The organism is Pseudomonas sp. NFX183 (assembly GCF_047943075.1).
Taxonomy (GTDB): domain Bacteria; phylum Pseudomonadota; class Gammaproteobacteria; order Pseudomonadales; family Pseudomonadaceae; genus Aquipseudomonas.
Genome location: NZ_CP181333.1, coordinates 2,335,196 through 2,352,902, shown reverse-complemented (window position 1 = coordinate 2,352,902; position 17,707 = coordinate 2,335,196). Strand labels below are relative to the sequence as shown.

The following is a 17,707-nucleotide window of genomic DNA, read 5'->3' as shown; positions in this document are numbered from 1 at the left end:
TTCTGACGCAAAACGCCCTGCGCAGACAGCTTCGTCCGACCGCTGTATCCTGCGTCAAATTTTCCAAACAGGGATGCTCCCCATGACCGCCAGCGCCCGGCACACCGCTTCCTACTACGCCGCCAGCAGCGTCCCACAACCCGATTACCCGGCGTTGACGGGTGAGGTCAGCGCCGATGTGTGCGTGATTGGCGGCGGTTACTCCGGGCTCAACACCGCCCTGGAACTGGCCGAGCGCGGTTACAGCGTGGTGCTGCTGGAGGCGCGCAAGATAGGCTGGGGCGCCAGTGGTCGTAACGGCGGCCAGCTGATTCGCGGCGTCGGCCATGGCCTGGACCAGTTTGCCAACGTGATCGGCACCGACGGCGTGCGCCAGATGAAGTTGATGGGCCTGGAAGCCGTGGAGATCGTGCGCGAGCGCGTCGAGCGCTATCAAATCCCCTGCGACCTGACCTGGGGTTACTGCGACCTGGCGAACAAACCTCAGCACCTGCACGACCTGGCCGAAGATGCCGAAGAACTGCGCAGCCTCGGCTATCGCCATGAAGTGCGCCTGCTGCAAGCCAACCAGATGAGCAGCGTGATTGGTTCCGACCGCTACGTGGGCGGTATGATCGACATGGGCTCCGGCCATTTGCACCCGCTGAATCTGGCCCTCGGCGAAGCCGCCGCCGCGCAGAAGCTGGGCGTAAAGCTGTTCGAGCAGTCCGAAGTGACGCGCATCGACTATGGCCCTGAAGTCAACGTGCACACCGCCCTTGGCAATGTGCGCGCCAAGACCCTGGTGTTGGCGTGCAACGCCTACCTCAATGGCCTCAACCCACACCTGAGCGGCAAAGTGCTGCCCGCCGGCAGCTACATCATCGCCACCGAACCATTGAGCGAAGCCCAGGCCGCCAAACTGCTGCCGCAGAACATGGCCGTGTGTGATCAACGGGTAACGGTGGATTACTTCCGGCTGTCCGCCGACCGCCGCCTGTTGTTCGGCGGTGCCTGTCACTATTCCGGACGGGATCCACAGGACATCGGTGCCTACATGCGTCCGAAAATGCTCAAGGTGTTCCCACAACTGGCCGACGTGAAGATCGACTACCAGTGGGGCGGCATGATCGGCATCGGCGCCAACCGCTTGCCACAGATTGGCCGGCTGGCCGATCAACCCAATGTGTATTACGCCCAGGCCTACGCCGGCCACGGCCTCAATGCCACGCACCTGGCCGGCAAGCTGCTGGCCGAAGCCATCAGCGGCCAGCAGCAGGGTCGTTTCGATTTGTTCGCCCAGGTGCCGCACATCACCTTCCCCGGCGGTAAACATTTGCGTTCGCCGCTACTGGCATTGGGAATGCTCTGGCACCGGTTCAAAGAGCTGGTCTGATCAATCGCGCCAGAACGGTTTCAGGCCTTCCTCGCGCGCTTGCTCGACGCTCAGCCCGACGTCGCGCAGTTGTTCGCGGGTCAAATGCAGCAAAGCCTTGCGCGTGTGGCAGCGATGCCAGAACAAACGCCAGCGGCTGATATCCCGCGGCGCCGTCGCGCGCTCTTGCCCTGCCTGCAATTCCTGACTGTGTAACATCAGACGCACATCGCTTATGCCGCTCATTTTGCTGCCCCTCATTTGCCTGTTGCCATGAGTGACTAGCGTGAGCGCAGCGGCAAAACCATGACAGATTCAACACATCTTTATTAAATCCATACAGATACTGCCCATGGACGCCTGAATCCTGTATTTTCGCCTAATCTGTACTGGTCCTCGGGAGCGACCGCCATGACCCTTTACGTCAACCTCGCCGAATTACTGGGCACGCGCATCGAACAGGGCTTCTATCGTCCCGGCGATCGCTTGCCGTCTGTGCGCGCGTTGAGCGTTGAACATGGGGTTAGCCTGAGCACCGTGCAACAGGCCTATCGCTTGCTGGAAGACAACGGCCTGGCGATGCCAAAGCCCAAATCCGGCTACTTTGTGCCGGTTGGGCGCGAGCTGCCGGCGCTGCCGGAGGTAGGCCGCCCGGCCCAGCGGCCGGTGGAAATCTCGCAATGGGACCAGGTGCTGGAACTGATACGCGCGGTGCCGCGCAAAGACGTCATACAGATGGGCCGTGGCATGCCGGATGTATTGTCACCGACCATGAAACCCCTGCTGCGCAGCCTTGCACGGGTGAGTCGCCGCCAGGATCTGCCGGGGCTGTATTACGACAACATCCTCGGCTGTATGGAGTTGCGCGAACAAATTGCACGCCTGTCATTGGATTCCGGTTGCCAGCTGACGGCCGAAGACATCGTGATCACCACCGGTTGCCATGAGGCGCTGTCCGCCAGCATTCACGCGATCTGTGAACCGGGCGATATCGTCGCGGTGGACTCGCCAAGCTTTCACGGCGCCATGCAGACCCTTAAAGGCCTGGGCATGAAGGCCCTGGAAATCCCCACGGACCCGATCACCGGCATCAGCCTTGAAGCGCTGGAGCTGGCGCTGGAACAGTGGCCGATCAAGGTCATCCAGCTGACGCCCAACTGCAACAACCCGTTGGGCTACATCATGCCGGAGGCACGCAAACGTGCGTTGCTGACCCTGGCCCAGCGCTTTGACGTGGCGATCATTGAAGACGATGTGTATGGCGAATTGGCCTACAGCTACCCTCGCCCGCGTACGATCAAATCCTTCGATGAAGACGGCCGCGTGCTGCTGTGCAGCTCGTTCTCGAAAACCCTGGCGCCCGGTTTACGCATTGGCTGGGTAGCGCCCGGGCGCTACCTGGAGCGGGTGCTGCACATGAAATACATCAGCACCGGTTCCACCGCGACCCAACCACAAATCGCCATTGCCGAGTTCTTGAAAAGTGGCCATTTCGAACCGCATTTACGGCGGATGCGCACTCAATACCAGCGCAATCGCGACCTGATGCTCGACTGGGTCAGCCACTACTTCCCGGCCGGCACACGCGCCAGCCGGCCTCAAGGCAGCTTCATGCTCTGGGTGGAACTGCCGGAAGGCTTCGACACGCTCAAGCTCAACCGCGTGTTGGTCGAACAAGGCGTACAGGTGGCGGTAGGCAGTATCTTTTCCGCCTCCGGCAAATACCGCAACTGCCTGCGCATGAACTACGCTGCCAAGCCGACGCCGCAAATTGAAGAAGCAGTACGCAAAGTCGGCGCCGCCGCGATCAAGATGCTCGCCGAGACGCCAGACTGACCTTTCGCCGGAATTAGCCGTCTTATGCCCACAATCGCCCTGACCTGGAAGCAGCGCCCTTGATGATCCAACGGCTTTTACCGTTTTTCCTGCTGGGCGCTCTGGCGCTGGGCGGCTGCGCAACAGTCGACACGCCGCGCATCCCCAGCGACGCCCTGCCCGCCGCGCAATCCTCATTCGGCCGGTCGATCCAGGCGCAGGCGGCGCCGCATCAAGGCCGCTCAGGTTTTCGTTTGCTGCCCAACAGCAGCGAAGCCTTCATGGCTCGCGCCGAACTGATCCGCAACGCCCAGAGCAGCCTCGACCTGCAGTACTACATCGTCCACGACGGCATCAGCACGCGCATGCTTGTGGACGAACTGCTCAAGGCCGCCGACCGCGGCGTGCGCGTGCGCATCCTGCTGGATGACACCACCAGCGACGGTCTCGACCAGGTCATCGCCACCCTCGCCGCCCACCCGCAGATCGAAATTCGCCTGTTCAACCCGCTGCACCTGGGCCGCAGCACCGGCGTCACGCGGGCCATGGGGCGGCTGTTCAACCTGTCGCTGCAACATCGGCGCATGCACAACAAGTTGTGGCTGGCGGACAACAGCGTCGCCATCGTCGGCGGCCGGAACCTGGGCGACGAGTATTTCGACGCCGAGCCCAACTTGAATTTCACCGATATCGACATGCTCAGCGTGGGCCCGGTGGCCGAGCAACTCGGGCACAGCTTCGATCAGTACTGGAACAGCGCACTGAGCAAGCCGATTGATGACTTCGTCTCCAACAGCCCCTCCAAACGTGACCTGGCCGCCGCCCGCGTGCGCCTTCAAGATTCACTCGCCGAGTCCCGCCAACAGAACCATGCGCTGTACAACCGCTTGCGCACCTACCAGACCCAGCCACGCATGGACATCTGGCGCCGCGAGTTGATCTGGGCCTGGAACCAGGCGCTGTGGGACGCGCCGAGCAAGGTGCTGGCCAAGGCCGACCCGGACCCGCAGTTGCTGCTGACCACCCAACTGGCGCCGGAGCTTGAAGGCGTCAACCATGAGCTGATCATGATTTCGGCGTATTTCGTCCCCGGCCAGCCTGGGCTCGTGTATCTGACCGGCCGAGCCGACGCGGGAGTGTCTGTGAGCTTGCTGACCAACTCGCTCGAAGCCACCGACGTACCGGCGGTACATGGCGGCTATGCGCCGTACCGCAAGGCACTGCTGGAGCACGGCGTAAAACTCTACGAGCTGCGCCGCCAACCCGGCGACCCCAGTGCAGGCAGCGGCCCGCATCTGTTTCGCCGGGGCTCGCTGCACGGCTCGGACTCCAGCCTGCACAGCAAGGCGATGATCTTTGATCGGGAAAAGTCGTTTATCGGCTCGTTCAATTTTGACCCGCGCTCAGTGCTGTGGAACACCGAAGTCGGCGTGCTGGTGGACAGCCCCGAGCTGGCGGAACACGTGCGCAACCTGGCGCTGCAAGGTATGGCGCCGGCGCTGAGCTACCAAGCGAAATTGCAGGATGGCCAAGTGGTATGGGTCACTGAGGATAACGGCCAACTGCACACGCTGACCGATGAACCCGGCAATTGGTGGCGCAGGTTTAATGCCTGGTTTGCCACTTCAGTCGGTCTGGAGCGGATGCTTTAAGTTCAGAGTAGATCCCTGTGGGAGCCGGGCTTGCCCGCGATGGCGGAGTGTCAGGTGCTGTGTTGGCACCTGACACTCCGCTATCGCAGGCAAGCCAGCTCCTACAGTTGATTGCATTTCAAATCAGGCGGGCTGTGCGACGCCAAATGCACCCTGGCGCAACAACAGCACCACCAGCCCCAACGCGCCGGCCGCCATCAGCAACGGCAACGCGTGCCCGCTGATCCACTGGCTGCCCGCACCGGCCACCAACGGCCCTATCAAGCAACCGATGCCCCACAACTGCGCCACGTGAGCATTCGCGCGCACCAGCGCATCGTCGCGGTAACGCTCGCCGATCAGGATCAGTGACAAGGTGAACAATCCACCGGCACTGGCGCCGAAGATCACCCACACCGGCCAGATCAGCGGGGTGTGCATCAGCAGCGGAATCGCCAGGCTTGAGATCAGCAACAGCACCGCACAGCTCAAGAACAGCGTGCGACGCGGCAGGTAGTCAGCCAATGCGCCGATGGGCAATTGCAACAGCGCATCGCCCACCACCACCGTGCTGACCATGGCCAAGGCGACCTCGGCCGTGAAACCCTGTTGCAGGCAATACACCGGCAGCAGCGTCAGAATCATCGCTTCGAACGCCGCGAATAAAGCCACCGCCCAGGCAATCGCCGGCAGGCTCAGGCAAAAACGCCATAAGTCGCCAAAGGTGACACTGAAGGATTCAGCTGTCGGCGCGCCGGAGCGCCCCAGCAACAGTAATGGCGCGACCATCAGCAGGCATACGCCCACCCAGAAGCCGTAATCATGGTCGGTGCCGATCAGACCCAGCAGCAGCGGCCCCGACAGCTGGCTCAAGGCATAACTGCAGCCATACAGCGCCACCAGGCGGCCACGCCATTGCTCCACTACCAACTGGTTGATCCAGCTTTCGCCAAGGATAAATACGATGGTCAGGATCACCCCGATCATCAGCCGCAACACCAGCCAGACCGGATAGCTAGGCAGGATTGCCAGCAAGCCGATGGACACTGCACCGGCCCACAGGCACAGGCGCATCAGGCTGGCGGTGCCCAGCCATGAGGCCATGCGGCTGGAGACCTTTGCGCCCAGCAGTACGCCGAAGGCCGGCATGGCCGCCATCACCCCAATCGCGAAACTGCCGTAGCCCCAGCCTTCAAGGCGCAGGGACACCAGCGGCATGCTGACGCCCAGGGCCAGGCCGACACTCAGTACCGAGGCCAGGACGGCGAAATAAGTCGCCCAACGCATGTCCACGCTCCTGTGGATAATTTTCAGGGTTTCAAACGAACTGTAGGAGCGAGCCTATGTGAGAGCCGGGCTTGCCCGCGATGCAAGCACCTTGGTGTGTCAGTCACACCTCGGTGATGCTATCGCAGGCAAGCCAGCTCCCACAAAAGCCAGCTCCCACATTTGGCCTGCGGTGTTTCCTACAGGGTTACAGCTTGATCCAGGTCGCCTTCAGTTCGGTGTACTTGTCGAACGCGTGCAGCGACTTGTCGCGACCGTTACCGGACTGCTTGAAGCCACCAAACGGCGCGGTCATGTCACCGCCATCGTACTGGTTGACCCACACGCTACCGGCGCGCAAGGCCTTGGCCGTCAGGTGCGCCTTGGAGATATCCGCCGTCCACACCGCTGCGGCCAGGCCGTATTGGGTGTCGTTGGCGATGGCGATGGCTTCTTCGGCGCTGTCGAAGGTGATCACCGACAGAACCGGGCCAAAGATTTCTTCCTGGGCAATCTTCATGGCGTTGGTCACGCCGTCGAAAATCGTCGGCTCAACGTAAGTGCCACCGGTTTCTTCCAGGGTGCGCTTGCCGCCCGCAACCAGCTTGGCGCCGTCGGCGTGGCCAGCTTCGATGTACGACAGCACGGTATTCATCTGCTGGGTGTCCACCAGCGCACCGACGTTAGTTGCCGGGTCCAGCGGGTTGCCTGGCTTCCAGCCTTTGAGGGCCTCGATCACCAGCGGCAGGAATTTATCCTTGATGGAGCGCTCCACCAGCAGACGCGAACCGGCGGTGCAGACTTCGCCCTGGTTGAAGGCGATGGCGCCAGCGGCGGATTCGGCCGCCGCTTGCAGATCCGGAGCATCGGCGAACACGATGTTCGGGCTCTTGCCGCCCGCTTCCAGCCACACGCGCTTCATGTTGGACTCGCCGGAACGAATCAACAGCTGCTTGGCGATTTTGGTGGAGCCGGTGAACACCAGGGTGTCGACGTCCATGTGCAGCGCCAGCGCGTTGCCAACCGTGTGGCCGTAGCCCGGCAGCACGTTGAACACGCCTTTTGGAATGCCAGCTTCAACGGCCAGGGCCGCGATGCGGATGGCGGTCAGCGGGGATTTTTCGGACGGCTTGAGGATCACCGAGTTACCGGTGGACAGCGCCGGGCCGAGTTTCCAGCAGGCCATCATCAGAGGGAAGTTCCACGGCACGATCGCGCCGACAACGCCGACCGGCTCGCGGGTCACCAGGCCCAATTGATCGTGCGGAGTGGCGGCGACTTCGTCGTAGATCTTGTCGATGGCCTCGCCGCTCCAGCTCAGCGCGTTGGCTGCGCCAGGCACGTCAATGCCCAGGGAGTCGCTGATCGGCTTGCCCATGTCCAGGGTTTCGAGCAGGGCCAGCTCTTCGGCATTGGCCTTGAGCAGCGCGGCGAAACGGATCATGACGGACTTGCGCTTGGCCGGTGCCAGACGTGACCAGACGCCGGAATTAAAGGTGGCGCGGGCATTTTCTACAGCGCGCTGGGCGTCGGCGGCGTCGCAGCTGGCGACGGTTGCCAGCAGGCGGCCATCGACCGGGCTGATGCATTCGAACGTGTCACCGGAAACAGCGGCGGTGTATTCGCCATTGATGTAGGCGCGGCCTTCGATCTTCAGATCCTTGGCGCGTTGTTCCCAGTCGGCACGGGTCAGGGTGGTCATGCGAGTGTCCTCCTCTTATTGAATACAAGGGCCAGGTGATGTCCCCCCGGCAGCCTCAAAGAATTCTTGCCCGGCCAGCCTGCTGTTCGGCTCAAGGCAGCTGCCACCCTAAACCAGCGGCTGGGGGTGTTTCAATATATTTGACACAACGCCGGTAAACGCCCTTGCGATGTTCATTTTAATAAACATAGACTTTGGACTCTCCAACCGCAGGCCAGACGGGACACGCACATGAGCATCCAGGACATCGTCGACTTCAGCCAAGCCAATACCGCCCCCGAACGCTACCGGCCTGCTGCCGAAAAAGTCCTCAAGGGCGATCCCGAGCAAACCCTCTACAACCACTACAACAGCCCGTGCGGCCAGATGAGCGCCGGGGTCTGGGAAGGTGAAGTCGGGCAATGGAAGGTCAACTACAGCGAGCATGAGTACTGCGAAATCGTGCAGGGCGTTTCGGTGCTGCGCGATGCCGACGGTAACGCCAAGACCTTGCGTGCTGGCGACCGCTTCGTGATCCCCGCAGGTTTCAGCGGCACCTGGGAAGTGCTGGAACCGTGCCGCAAGATCTACGTGGTGTTCGAACAGAAAGCCTGATCAGCAAATCACAGGCAAAAAAAAGCCCGACTCGTGAGAGACGGGCTTTTTTTCACAAGGAAGAAAATCAATTACTTGATTTTGCCTTCTTTGTAGATCACGTGCTTGCGAACGCGCGGGTCGAACATTTTCTTTTCGAGCTTGTCCGGGGTAGTACGCTTGTTCTTGTCGGTAGTGTAGAAGTGACCAGTACCGGCGCTAGAGATCATTCGAATCAATTCACGCATGATAAAGCTCCTTAGATCTTGCCAGCGGCGCGGATTTCGGCCAGCACGACAGTGATGCCGCGCTTGTCGATGATACGCATGCCTTTGGCAGATACACGCAGGCGAACAAAACGTTTCTCTTCTTCAACCCAGAAGCGGTGATGCTGCAGGTTCGGCAGGAAACGACGACGGGTTTTGTTATTTGCGTGGGAAATGTTATTCCCAGTCACCGGACCCTTACCGGTAACTTGACAGACTCTCGACATGCCTCAGCCCTCTAAAACCACATGCCCAACCCGGCATGGGTTGGCCGCTTAATCTCTCAGTCATTTGGCGCCAGGCGCCGCGTTTCTTTAAGGGTCTTACCGGCTACACCTACAGTGAAGGAACCGGGCCCCTAGAAAAGAGCGCTGCTTTATACCAGAAAGACCAAGGTGCAACAACAGCCCGTGTGTTTTTACCGGCGTAAATCTTGGCGACAGACGCCTGAACCGTTGCCAGGAGTGGCCGCTGTCACAGCCGACCGCTCGTCGCACAGAATGATTTACAGCGCCCGCACGCACGATGAAGTGCGCGGCGAAACGCGCTGAGGCGCCATCAAAACAGCATTTGCGCCAAAAGCACAGGCAAAAATGGACTGGTCATTTATCAATCAGACCACTACGGTAGGCTTTTTCCAGACTGCACTCGCAGATGGGCCTTCGATCTGCAAAGGAAACCGAACATGCGCCTCGCTGCCCTACCGCTATTGCTAGCCCCTCTATTTATTACGCCGACGGCCCTGGCTGCTACCAGTTTGAGCGTGTGTACCGAAGCCAGCCCTGAAGGGTTCGATGTGGTGCAATACAACTCGCTGACCACTACCAATGCCTCGGCCGACGTCCTGATGAACCGCCTGGTGGATTACGACGCCGCCAGCGGCAAGCTGGTGCCGAGCCTCGCGGACAGTTGGGACGTTTCGCCAGATGGCCTGACGTACACCTTCAAGCTGCACCCGGATGTGAAATTCCACCGCACCGAATACTTCACCCCAAGCCGCACCCTCACCGCCGAAGATGTGCGCTTCAGTTTCGAGCGCATGCTCGATCCGGCCAACCCATGGCACAAGATCGCCCAAAGCGGTTTCCCGCATGCCCAGTCGCTACAGTTGCCGACGCTGGTCAAGAAGATCGACGCCCTCGACCCGCTGACCGTGCGCTTCACGCTCGATCACGCCGACTCGACCTTCCTCGCCGCGCTGAGCATGGGTTTTGCCTCGATCTACCCGGCCGAATACGCCGACAAGCTGCTCAAGGCCGGCACCCCGGAGAAACTCAATAGCCAACCGATCGGCACCGGCCCGTTTGTTTTCGTACGGTTCCAGAAAGATGCCGTGGTTCGCTACAAAGCCAACCCGGACTATTTCGCCGGCAAACCGGCTGTGGATAACTTGCTGTTCGCCATTACCCCGGACGCCAACGTGCGCCTGCAGAAATTGCATCGCGACGAATGCCAGATCGCCCTCTCGCCCAAGCCGCTGGATGTAGGCGAGGCCGAAAAAGACCCGGCATTGAAGGTGGAGAAAACCGCCGCCTTCATGACTGCATTCGTGGCCATCAACAGCCAGCATCCGCCGCTGGACAAGCCGGAAGTGCGCCAGGCAATCAACCTGGCTTTTGACAAGAACAGCTACCTCAAGGCTGTGTTTGAAGGCACCGCCGAGGCGGCCAATGGTATTTATCCACCCAATACCTGGAGCTATGCCAAAGACCTGCCGGGTTATCCACAGGACATTGCCAAGGCCAAGACGCTGCTCGACCGCGCGGGGCTCAAAGGCGGTTTCAAGACCACCATTTGGACACGCCCAACCGGCAGCTTGCTGAACCCCAACCCTAACCTGGGCGCACAACTGTTGCAGGCAGACCTGGCCAAGATCGGCATCCAGGCAGAGATCCGTGTGATCGAATGGGGCGAACTGATTCGCCGCGCCAAGGCCGGTGAACATGACCTGCTGTTCATGGGCTGGGCCGGCGATAACGGCGACCCGGATAACTTCCTGACCCCGCAGTTCTCTTGCGCGGCGGTAAAATCCGGCACCAACTTCGCCCGCTACTGCGACCCCGCGCTGGACAAACTGATCAGCGCCGGCAAGACCACCAGCGAGCAAGGCGTGCGCACCAAGCTGTATCAACAGGCCCAGGCGCAAATCCAGCAGCAGGCGTTATGGCTGCCGCTGGCGCATCCGACCGCATTTGCCCTGACACGCAAGAATGTCGAGGGCTATCAGGTGAGCCCGTTCGGGCGCCAGGACTTCTCGAAAGTCAGCGTCAAGCCCTGATGACCTGCCCCGCCCTTGTGGGCGGGGCTACATCCACCCGTATTCCGCCATCGACAATGGATCACCATCGCCGACGATGATGTGATCCAGCACCCGCACATCCACCACCTCCAACGCCTTTTGCAGCAACTTGGTCAATTTTCGATCAGCCGCACTCGGCTCGACACTCCCCGAAGGATGGTTGTGACACAGAATCAGCGCTGCAGCGTTGTACGCCAACGCACGCTTGACCACTTGCCGCGGGTAAACAATGGCAGTGTCGATGGTGCCCTGGGACAGCGCCTCAAAGCCAAGAACGCGGTGCTTCGAGTCGAGAAACAGGCAGCCAAAGATCTCGTGGGGTTCATGGCGCAGCAGCGCCTTGAGGTAATCACGCACGGCCAGCGGGCTTTCCAGCACCGAGTCCGCGCGCAGGCGCTCGGCCATGTGCCGCCGGGACATCTCCAGCACGGCCTGCAACTGGGCAAACTTTGCCGGCCCTAACCCCAAATGCTGGCTGAACAGCGTCTGGTTGGCCTCCAACAGCGGGCGAAGCCCACCAAATTGCGCCAATAAATGCCGCGCCAGGTCGACCGCGCTTCTGCCCGACACCCCGGTGCGCAGGAAGATCGCCAGCAGTTCGGCGTCCGACAACGTTGCCGCGCCCCATTCCAAAAGCTTCTCCCGCGGACGTTCCGCCACAGGCCAATCGCGAATACTCATCCCACCTCCGTGTGCATGTGCGCCGCTGTTGCCCGGCGGACGCTGTGTTATCTTAAGCCCTCTTTTTTGCGTGCGATTTCTCCTGGGGAGGGGGGATCGCAGGCGTCACTGAACTGGCATCACTGAACTGGAAAGGCAAACCAATGCAGCGTCTGTATCGGAAACGCATCGTTCTCGGCGTCGGCGGCGGCATTGCCGCCTACAAGAGCGCAGAGCTGGTTCGCAGGCTTCTGGACCAGGGCGCCGAAGTGCGCGTAGTCATGACCCGCGGCGGCAGCGAGTTCATCACCCCGCTGACCATGCAAGCCCTGTCCGGCCACCCGGTTCATCTGGACCTGCTGGACCCGGCGGCCGAAGCCGCGATGGGCCATATCGAGCTGGCCAAATGGGCCGATCTGGTACTGATCGCCCCGGCAACCGCCGACTTGATCGCCCGCCTGGCCCAAGGCATCGCCGATGACCTGCTGACCACCCTGGTGCTGGCCACCGACGCCACCGTCGCCATCGCCCCGGCCATGAACCAGGCCATGTGGCGCGACCCGGCGACCCAAGCCAACACCCAGCTCCTGCAAAGCCGAGGCCTCAAGGTGTTCGGCCCGGCATCCGGCAGCCAGGCATGCGGCGACGTCGGCATGGGCCGCATGCTCGAAGCCACCGACCTGGCGCTGTGCGCCGCCGAGTGTTTCCAGCACCTGGCCCTCACCGGCAAACACGTGCTGATCACCGCCGGCCCGACTCAGGAAAACATCGACCCGGTGCGCTACATCACCAACCATAGCTCAGGAAAAATGGGCTTTGCCTTGGCCGAAGCGGCGGTTGAGGCAGGCGCACGTGTCACCTTGATCACCGGCCCGGTGCATTTGCCGACGCCTGATCGGGTCACGCGAATCGACGTAGTCAGCGCCCGGGACATGCTGGCGGCCTGCGAGGCAGCCATTCCCTGCGACCTGTTTATTGCCTCGGCAGCGGTTGCAGACTACCGCCCGGAAGTCGTAGCCCCGCAAAAGCTTAAGAAAGACCCTACAAGCAGCGACGGCCTGCTCCTGCAAATGGTGCGCAACCCCGACATCCTGGCAACCATCGCCACGCGTGCGGACCGCCCTTTCAGCGTCGGCTTTGCCGCCGAAACCGAGCACCTGCTGGACTACGCAGCACGCAAATTGAAAGACAAAAACCTCGACCTGATCGTTGCCAATGATGTCGCCAACCCGAGCATCGGCTTCAACAGCGAGGAAAATGCCATCAGCGTGATCGACAGCGAGTTGCACGCCACCGTTTTCGCCCAGACCAGCAAAGGCAAGATTGCCCGCCAACTGATCTCATTTATCGCCCAACGGCTGAACCAGGTTTAATTGACATGCACGCTTTGCAAGCCAAGATTCTCGACCCACGCATCGGCAACGAATTCCCACTGCCGGCCTACGCCACCCCAGGCTCCGCCGGGTTGGACCTGCGCGCCATGCTCAAGCAAGACACTGTTCTTGAACCCGGCCAGACCCTCCTGATCCCTACCGGCCTGTCGATTTACGTTGGCGACCCCGGCCTGGCGGCATTGATCCTGCCGCGCTCCGGCCTGGGCCACAAACACGGCATTGTGCTGGGCAACCTGGTCGGCCTGATCGACTCCGACTACCAGGGCGAGTTGATGGTGTCGTGCTGGAACCGCGGCCAGACCGCCTTCAACATTGCTGTTGGCGAGCGTATCGCGCAACTGGTGCTGGTGCCGGTGGTGCAGGCGCACTTCGAACTGGTTCAGGAGTTCGATGAGACTCAACGCGGCGCAGGCGGTTTTGGGCATTCCGGCAGCCACTGACTAAGCTGAATCAGGCCGGACGCTTTTGTCCGGCCCGATGCCACCGCAAGGCTTTTCAGGACGAAGAATGCGCGGAATTAATCAGCGAGATTTCATCATTGAAATCAACACATTACGCAGCCATAAGCACGGAGTGCCAGCTCCGATGGCACTTTTGCACCACGAACTCTCTGCCGAAAACGCCGTCATACCCTTCAGTTTGAGCCTGCCGGTCAGCCACTTTAAGGCCAGCTTTGCCCCCTTCAGATGGAGTTTCCCCCCGCGATGAGTACCGCAGCCCGAGTAGCCCCGACATTCCCCGACAGCATCTTTCGCGCCTACGACATTCGTGGCGTCGTGCCCAAGACCCTGACCGCCGAAACCGCCTATTGGATCGGCCGTGCCATCGGCTCCCAAAGCCTGGCCCAGGGCGAACCCAATGTATCGGTAGGCCGCGATGGCCGCTTGTCCGGCCCGGAGCTGGTGGAGCAACTGATCCAGGGCCTGGCCGACAGCGGCTGCCACGTCAGCGATGTGGGCCTGGTGCCGACCCCTGCGCTGTACTACGCAGCCAACGTACTGGCTGGCAAGTCCGGCGTTATGCTCACCGGCAGCCATAATCCGTCGGACTACAACGGCTTCAAGATCGTCATCGCCGGCGACACCCTCGCCAACGAACAGATTCAGGCGCTGCACGAGCGCTTGAAGACCAACGATCTGACCACCGGCACCGGCAGCATCACCAAAGTCGATATTCTTCAACGCTACTCTGACCAGATCACGGGCGACGTCAAACTCGCCCGCCGCCTGAAAGTGGTGGTGGACTGCGGCAACGGCGCGGCCGGCGTGATTGCCCCGCAACTGCTCGAAGCCCTGAACTGCGAAGTGATTCCGTTGTTCTGCGACGTTGACGGCAACTTCCCTAACCACCACCCGGACCCGGGCAAGCCTGAAAACCTGGTGGACCTGATCGCCAAGGTCAAGGAAACCGGCGCCGACGTCGGCCTGGCCTTCGACGGTGACGGCGACCGTGTCGGCGTGGTGACCAACACCGGCGAGAACGTGTTCGCCGACCGCCTGCTGATGCTGTTTGCCCGCGACGTGGTGGCCCGTAACCCCAACGCCGAAATCATCTTCGACGTGAAGTGCACCCGCCGCCTCACCCCACTGATCAAGGAATACGGCGGTCGCCCACTAATGTGGAAGACCGGCCACTCGTTGATCAAAAAGAAAATGAAGGAAACCGGCGCGCTGTTGGCCGGCGAAATGAGCGGCCATGTGTTCTTCAAAGAGCGCTGGTTCGGGTTCGACGACGGCATTTACAGCGCCGCCCGTCTGCTGGAGATCCTCAGCAAGGAAAAATCCACGGCGCAGAAGCTGTTTCAGACCTTCCCGAATGATATTTCTACGCCAGAGATCAATATCCATGTGACCGAGGAGAGCAAATTCAGCATCATTGACGCACTGCACGATGCGCAATGGGGTGAAGGCGCCAACCTGACCACCATTGATGGTGTGCGAGTCGATTACGCCAAAGGCTGGGGCCTGGTTCGCGCGTCCAACACCACACCGGTGCTGGTCCTGCGTTTCGAGGCGGATACCGAGGCTGAGTTGCAGCGCATCAAGGACGTGTTCCACGCCCAGTTGAAACGTGTTGCCCCTGATCTCCAATTACCGTTCTGATTTTTTACCGGAGCCCTGAATGACCCTCGAACGCGAAGCCGCTGCCAATACTGCCAAGGTCCTGTCCGAAGCGTTGCCTTACATTCGACGCTACGTCGGCAAGACGCTGGTGATCAAGTACGGCGGCAATGCCATGGAAAGTGAAGAGCTGAAAACCGGCTTTGCCCGCGACATCGTGTTGATGAAAGCTGTCGGGATCAACCCGGTGGTGGTGCACGGTGGCGGCCCGCAAATCGGCGACCTGCTCAAGCGCTTGTCGATCGAGAGTCACTTCATTGATGGCATGCGCGTCACTGACGCGCAGACCATGGACGTGGTGGAGATGGTCCTCGGTGGCCAGGTCAACAAAGACATCGTCAACCTGATCAACCGTCATGGCGGCAGCGCCATCGGCCTGACCGGCAAGGACGCGGAGCTGATCCGCGCGAAAAAACTGACCGTTACCCGTCAGACGCCGGAGATGACCCAGCCGGAAATCATCGACATCGGCCAGGTAGGTGAAGTGATCGGCATCAACACCGACCTGTTGAACCTGCTGGTCAAAGGCGACTTCATCCCGGTGATCGCGCCAATCGGCGTGGGCGCCAACGGTGAGTCGTACAACATCAACGCCGACCTGGTAGCCGGCAAAGTGGCCGAAGCGCTGAAGGCTGAGAAGCTGATGCTGCTGACCAACATTGCCGGCCTGATGGACAAGGAAGGCAAGGTGCTGACGGGCTTGACCACCCAGCAGGTGGACGAGTTGATCGCCGACGGCACCATCTACGGCGGCATGCTGCCGAAGATCCGTTGCGCGCTGGAAGCCGTGCAAGGCGGCGTCGGCAGCTCGCTGATCCTGGATGGCCGCGTGCCAAATGCAATCCTGCTGGAAATCTTCACCGATACCGGTGTGGGCACGCTGATCAGTAATCGCAAGCGTCCTTAAGCACTAGAAACAAAAAGGCCCCGCTCAATCGAATTGAGCGAGGCCTTTTTTTGTGTCCACGGAATCTGCTGCAAATGGAGATCCCCTGTGGGAGCGGGCTTGCTCGCGAATGCGGTGGGTCAGAAACATATTCAGTAAATGACACACCGCCTTCGCGAGCAAGCCCGCTCCCACACAAGCTCTCTCACACAGAGAATCAGTGTCAGACACCAAATTGCTCGCGATAAGCCTTAACGGCCGGCAAATGCTGCTTGAGCTGCGGATCGTCTTCTAGGAACTGCAACACCTGGTTCAGCGACACAATGCTCACCACCGGAATGCCGAAATCACGTTCCACTTCCTGAATGGCCGACAACTCACCGTTGCCGCGCTCCTGACGGTTCAGCGCGATCAGCACGCCCGCGGCCTTGGCGCCATCTTGGGACGCGATGATCTGCATCACTTCACGGATGGCGGTACCGGCGGTGATCACGTCGTCGATGATCAGCACGTCGCCCTTGAGCGGAGCCCCAACCAGGCTACCGCCTTCGCCATGTGCCTTGGCCTCTTTACGGTTGAAGCACCACGGCAGATCCAGCCCGTGATGCTCAGCCAACGCCACGGCAGTCGCGGCCGCCAGCGGGATGCCCTTGTAGGCTGGACCAAACAAAACATCGAAGGAAATGCCGCTTTCAACGATGGCTGCCGCGTAGAAACGACCCAGCTGAGCCAGGGCCGAACCCGAGTTGAACAAGCCTGCATTGAAGAAGTACGGGCTGGTGCGCCCGGACTTCAGAGTGAACTCACCGAAGCGCAAAACGCCGCGATCGATGGCAAAACGAATGAAATCGCGTTGATACGCCTGCATGAAAAAAGCCTCAGATACCACGGATTTAGCTAATTAGGTAGACGGCGTGTATCATACACGCACGCGATTTTTGGGGCCATTTATGCGGATCATCAGTGTGAACGTCAATGGTATTCAGGCTGCAGTCGAGCGTGGTTTGCTCAGTTGGCTGCAAGCACAGAATGCCGACGTCATCTGCCTGCAGGACACCCGCGCCTCCGCCTTTGAACTGGACGACCCAGCCTTCCAACTGGATGGCTACTTCCTTTATGCCTGCGATGCCGAAGTGCCCACCCAAGGTGGCGTGGCTTTGTACTCGCGGTTGCAACCCAAGGCGGTCATCAGCGGCCTCGGCTTCGAGACAGCCGACCGCTACGGGCGCTACCTGCAAGCCGATTTCGACAAGGTCAGCATCGCGACCTTGCTGCTCCCTTCGGGGCAGAACGGCGATGAAGACTTGAACCAGAAGTTCAAGCTAATGGACGATTTCGCCCGTTATCTGGATAAACAGCGACGCAAACGTCGCGAGTACATTTACTGTGGCTCGCTGTACGTGGCGCAACAGAAGCTGGATATCAAGAACTGGCGCGACAGCCAGCAATCCCCGGGCTTCCTGGCGCCGGAACGGGCCTGGATGGACGAGATTATCGGCAACATGGGCTATGTTGACGCCCTGCGCGAAGTCAGCCGCGAAGGCGACCAGTACAGCTGGTGGCCGGATAACGAACAGGCCGAGATGCTTAACCTGGGCTGGCGTTTCGACTACCAGCTGCTGACCCCGGGGCTTCGCCGCTTTGTTCGCAGCGCACGCCTGCCGCGTCAGCCACGCTTCTCGCAGCACGCGCCGCTGATCGTGGACTACGACTGGACATTGACCATCTAAGGTCTTTTTCC

Annotated in this window: 16 protein-coding genes and 1 pseudogene; 10 read left to right on the top strand and 7 right to left on the bottom strand. The window is 60.7% G+C overall.

The window, feature by feature from the left end:
* Positions 1-82 precede the first annotated feature (82 nt).
* Positions 83-1,375, top strand: a complete 1,293-nt coding sequence (locus tag ACM530_RS10770) for an NAD(P)/FAD-dependent oxidoreductase (RefSeq protein WP_416364749.1) — start codon at positions 83-85, stop codon at positions 1,373-1,375.
* On the opposite strand, the gene ACM530_RS10765 is transcribed toward ACM530_RS10770, so the two are convergent.
* A complete protein-coding gene (locus ACM530_RS10765; RefSeq protein WP_145158120.1) occupies positions 1,376-1,600 on the bottom strand; it encodes a DUF1127 domain-containing protein in 225 nt (74 codons plus the stop codon).
* A gap of 165 nt (positions 1,601-1,765) precedes the next feature.
* Between ACM530_RS10765 and ACM530_RS10760 the strand changes: the two genes are divergently transcribed.
* Positions 1,766-3,190: a PLP-dependent aminotransferase family protein gene (locus ACM530_RS10760; protein ID WP_416364748.1), complete on the top strand. Its 1,425-nt coding sequence runs from the start codon at positions 1,766-1,768 to the stop codon at positions 3,188-3,190.
* A 62-nt stretch (positions 3,191-3,252) separates the two neighbouring features.
* Positions 3,253-4,821 carry a phospholipase D family protein gene (locus ACM530_RS10755; RefSeq protein WP_369301875.1) on the top strand — a complete coding sequence of 523 codons (1,569 nt, stop codon included), beginning with the start codon at positions 3,253-3,255 and terminating at the stop codon, positions 4,819-4,821.
* 123 nt (positions 4,822-4,944) lie between these two features.
* On the opposite strand, the gene ACM530_RS10750 is transcribed toward ACM530_RS10755, so the two are convergent.
* Both ACM530_RS10750 and ACM530_RS10745 read right to left on the bottom strand, forming a co-directional pair.
* Positions 4,945-6,087 (bottom strand): MFS transporter, encoded by a 1,143-nt coding sequence (locus ACM530_RS10750; protein WP_416364747.1) that lies wholly within the window; start codon positions 6,085-6,087, stop codon positions 4,945-4,947.
* Positions 6,088-6,274: 187 nt separating this feature from the next.
* Entirely contained in the window at positions 6,275-7,768 is a 1,494-nt protein-coding gene (locus ACM530_RS10745) for an aldehyde dehydrogenase (protein ID WP_145158132.1), read from the bottom strand.
* Positions 7,769-7,999: 231 nt separating this feature from the next.
* Between ACM530_RS10745 and ACM530_RS10740 the strand changes: the two genes are divergently transcribed.
* Positions 8,000-8,362 (top strand): cupin domain-containing protein, encoded by a 363-nt coding sequence (locus ACM530_RS10740; protein ID WP_145158135.1) that lies wholly within the window; start codon positions 8,000-8,002, stop codon positions 8,360-8,362.
* Between the two features lie 71 nt (positions 8,363-8,433).
* Here the strand turns inward: ACM530_RS10740 and rpmG are convergent, their stop codons facing one another.
* Both rpmG and rpmB read right to left on the bottom strand, forming a co-directional pair.
* Positions 8,434-8,589: a 50S ribosomal protein L33 gene (gene rpmG / locus ACM530_RS10735; RefSeq protein WP_003176906.1), complete on the bottom strand. Its 156-nt coding sequence runs from the start codon at positions 8,587-8,589 to the stop codon at positions 8,434-8,436.
* Positions 8,590-8,600: 11 nt separating this feature from the next.
* A complete protein-coding gene (gene rpmB / locus ACM530_RS10730; RefSeq protein ID WP_003176907.1) occupies positions 8,601-8,834 on the bottom strand; it encodes a 50S ribosomal protein L28 in 234 nt (77 codons plus the stop codon).
* Between the two features lie 458 nt (positions 8,835-9,292).
* Between rpmB and ACM530_RS10725 the strand changes: the two genes are divergently transcribed.
* Positions 9,293-10,885: an ABC transporter substrate-binding protein gene (locus tag ACM530_RS10725; RefSeq protein ID WP_404485942.1), complete on the top strand. Its 1,593-nt coding sequence runs from the start codon at positions 9,293-9,295 to the stop codon at positions 10,883-10,885.
* Between the two features lie 27 nt (positions 10,886-10,912).
* Here ACM530_RS10725 and radC read toward each other — a convergent pair whose 3' ends face one another.
* On the bottom strand, positions 10,913-11,587 hold the full coding sequence (radC, locus tag ACM530_RS10720; protein ID WP_119737230.1) for a RadC family protein: 675 nt from the start codon (positions 11,585-11,587) through the stop codon (positions 10,913-10,915).
* 143 nt (positions 11,588-11,730) lie between these two features.
* Between radC and coaBC the strand changes: the two genes are divergently transcribed.
* The 4 genes and pseudogenes from coaBC to argB all read left to right on the top strand — a co-directional run bounded on the left by coaBC (position 11,731) and on the right by argB (position 15,987).
* Positions 11,731-12,939 (top strand): bifunctional phosphopantothenoylcysteine decarboxylase/phosphopantothenate--cysteine ligase CoaBC, encoded by a 1,209-nt coding sequence (coaBC, locus tag ACM530_RS10715; RefSeq protein ID WP_416364746.1) that lies wholly within the window; start codon positions 11,731-11,733, stop codon positions 12,937-12,939.
* Positions 12,940-12,944: 5 nt separating this feature from the next.
* Positions 12,945-13,400 carry a dUTP diphosphatase gene (gene dut, locus ACM530_RS10710; RefSeq protein ID WP_106575855.1) on the top strand — a complete coding sequence of 152 codons (456 nt, stop codon included), beginning with the start codon at positions 12,945-12,947 and terminating at the stop codon, positions 13,398-13,400.
* 240 nt (positions 13,401-13,640) lie between these two features.
* A pseudogene (locus ACM530_RS10705) lies at positions 13,641-15,062 on the top strand (phosphomannomutase/phosphoglucomutase); the annotation flags it as partial.
* Between the two features lie 19 nt (positions 15,063-15,081).
* On the top strand, positions 15,082-15,987 hold the full coding sequence (gene argB / locus ACM530_RS10700; protein WP_017735763.1) for an acetylglutamate kinase: 906 nt from the start codon (positions 15,082-15,084) through the stop codon (positions 15,985-15,987).
* 202 nt (positions 15,988-16,189) lie between these two features.
* On the opposite strand, the gene pyrE is transcribed toward argB, so the two are convergent.
* Positions 16,190-16,834 carry an orotate phosphoribosyltransferase gene (gene pyrE, locus ACM530_RS10695; protein WP_063033848.1) on the bottom strand — a complete coding sequence of 215 codons (645 nt, stop codon included), beginning with the start codon at positions 16,832-16,834 and terminating at the stop codon, positions 16,190-16,192.
* Between the two features lie 82 nt (positions 16,835-16,916).
* Here pyrE and ACM530_RS10690 point away from each other — a divergent pair, with 82 nt between their 5' ends.
* Positions 16,917-17,696 carry an exodeoxyribonuclease III gene (locus ACM530_RS10690; RefSeq protein WP_321145361.1) on the top strand — a complete coding sequence of 260 codons (780 nt, stop codon included), beginning with the start codon at positions 16,917-16,919 and terminating at the stop codon, positions 17,694-17,696.
* Positions 17,697-17,707: the final 11 nt, after the last annotated feature.

Coding starts and splice junctions, on each gene's coding strand:
- ACM530_RS10770 (WP_416364749.1), top strand. CDS start 83: ATGACCGCCAGCGCCCGGCACACCGCTTCCTACTACGCCGCCAGCAGC.
- ACM530_RS10765 (WP_145158120.1), bottom strand. CDS start 1,600: ATGAGCGGCATAAGCGATGTGCGTCTGATGTTACACAGTCAGGAATTG.
- ACM530_RS10760 (WP_416364748.1), top strand. CDS start 1,766: ATGACCCTTTACGTCAACCTCGCCGAATTACTGGGCACGCGCATCGAA.
- ACM530_RS10755 (WP_369301875.1), top strand. CDS start 3,253: ATGATCCAACGGCTTTTACCGTTTTTCCTGCTGGGCGCTCTGGCGCTG.
- ACM530_RS10750 (WP_416364747.1), bottom strand. CDS start 6,087: ATGCGTTGGGCGACTTATTTCGCCGTCCTGGCCTCGGTACTGAGTGTC.
- ACM530_RS10745 (WP_145158132.1), bottom strand. CDS start 7,768: ATGACCACCCTGACCCGTGCCGACTGGGAACAACGCGCCAAGGATCTG.
- ACM530_RS10740 (WP_145158135.1), top strand. CDS start 8,000: ATGAGCATCCAGGACATCGTCGACTTCAGCCAAGCCAATACCGCCCCC.
- rpmG (WP_003176906.1), bottom strand. CDS start 8,589: ATGCGTGAATTGATTCGAATGATCTCTAGCGCCGGTACTGGTCACTTC.
- rpmB (WP_003176907.1), bottom strand. CDS start 8,834: ATGTCGAGAGTCTGTCAAGTTACCGGTAAGGGTCCGGTGACTGGGAAT.
- ACM530_RS10725 (WP_404485942.1), top strand. CDS start 9,293: ATGCGCCTCGCTGCCCTACCGCTATTGCTAGCCCCTCTATTTATTACG.
- radC (WP_119737230.1), bottom strand. CDS start 11,587: ATGAGTATTCGCGATTGGCCTGTGGCGGAACGTCCGCGGGAGAAGCTT.
- coaBC (WP_416364746.1), top strand. CDS start 11,731: ATGCAGCGTCTGTATCGGAAACGCATCGTTCTCGGCGTCGGCGGCGGC.
- dut (WP_106575855.1), top strand. CDS start 12,945: ATGCACGCTTTGCAAGCCAAGATTCTCGACCCACGCATCGGCAACGAA.
- argB (WP_017735763.1), top strand. CDS start 15,082: ATGACCCTCGAACGCGAAGCCGCTGCCAATACTGCCAAGGTCCTGTCC.
- pyrE (WP_063033848.1), bottom strand. CDS start 16,834: ATGCAGGCGTATCAACGCGATTTCATTCGTTTTGCCATCGATCGCGGC.
- ACM530_RS10690 (WP_321145361.1), top strand. CDS start 16,917: ATGCGGATCATCAGTGTGAACGTCAATGGTATTCAGGCTGCAGTCGAG.